The following is a 656-nucleotide window of genomic DNA, read 5'->3' as shown; positions in this document are numbered from 1 at the left end:
GGTACGAACGAGGACTTGTAACGAATAGCCCGTTGCCACAATCAGGCATTACAATTTAGTCACACTTTGACCGGCACACGCCCGAATTCTCTAAAAAAACAAGTGTAAAAAAAAAATGGATGGTACCACCGATAACTCCAGATAGCAATCGGGAGCGTCTTACTACCCAATACTCACTACCCGCTACCCGCTACCAATCACTTATACATCACTTCCTTCACTACCTGGATGACCTTGGCCGGGCTGGGCAGGTAGGCTTCCACGAGGTTGGGAGCGTAGTGCATGGAAGTATCGGCGCCATTGACGCGGCGAACCGGAGCATCCAGGTAATCGAACGCATCTTTCTGAAGCTGGTAGGCGATCTCGGAAGATACTGAGCCGTAGGGCCAGGATTCATCCACCACCACGATGCGGTTGGTCTTCTTCACTGACTCTACGATGGTATGAATATCCAGCGGGCGGATGGTGCGCAGGTCGATCACCTCGGCAGACACACCGTCTTTGGCCAGTTCATCGGCAGCACCGAGAGCCACCTTCATCATCTTATTATAGGAGACGATGGTGACATCGCTTCCTTCCCGCTTCACATCAGCCTTACCGATGGGGATGTAGTATTCTTCTTCCGGCACTTCACCGCTGTCTGAATACATGAGTTC

The 656-nt window shown here is 51.7% G+C and carries 1 protein-coding gene; it reads right to left on the bottom strand.

Going from position 1 to position 656, the window contains the following annotated elements; genetic code table 11:
* Positions 1–197: 197 nt before the first annotated feature.
* Positions 198–656: alpha-ketoacid dehydrogenase subunit beta (locus KDD36_15195; GenBank protein MCB0397994.1), on the bottom strand; the 459-nt coding region annotated here is incomplete at its 5' end.

The sequence above is a fragment of the Flavobacteriales bacterium genome (genome assembly GCA_020435415.1).
Lineage (GTDB): Bacteria > Bacteroidota > Bacteroidia > JACJYZ01 > JACJYZ01 > JACJYZ01.
The sequence above is the reverse complement of the archived record's forward strand: the minus strand, read 5'-3'. Positions and strand labels throughout refer to the sequence as shown.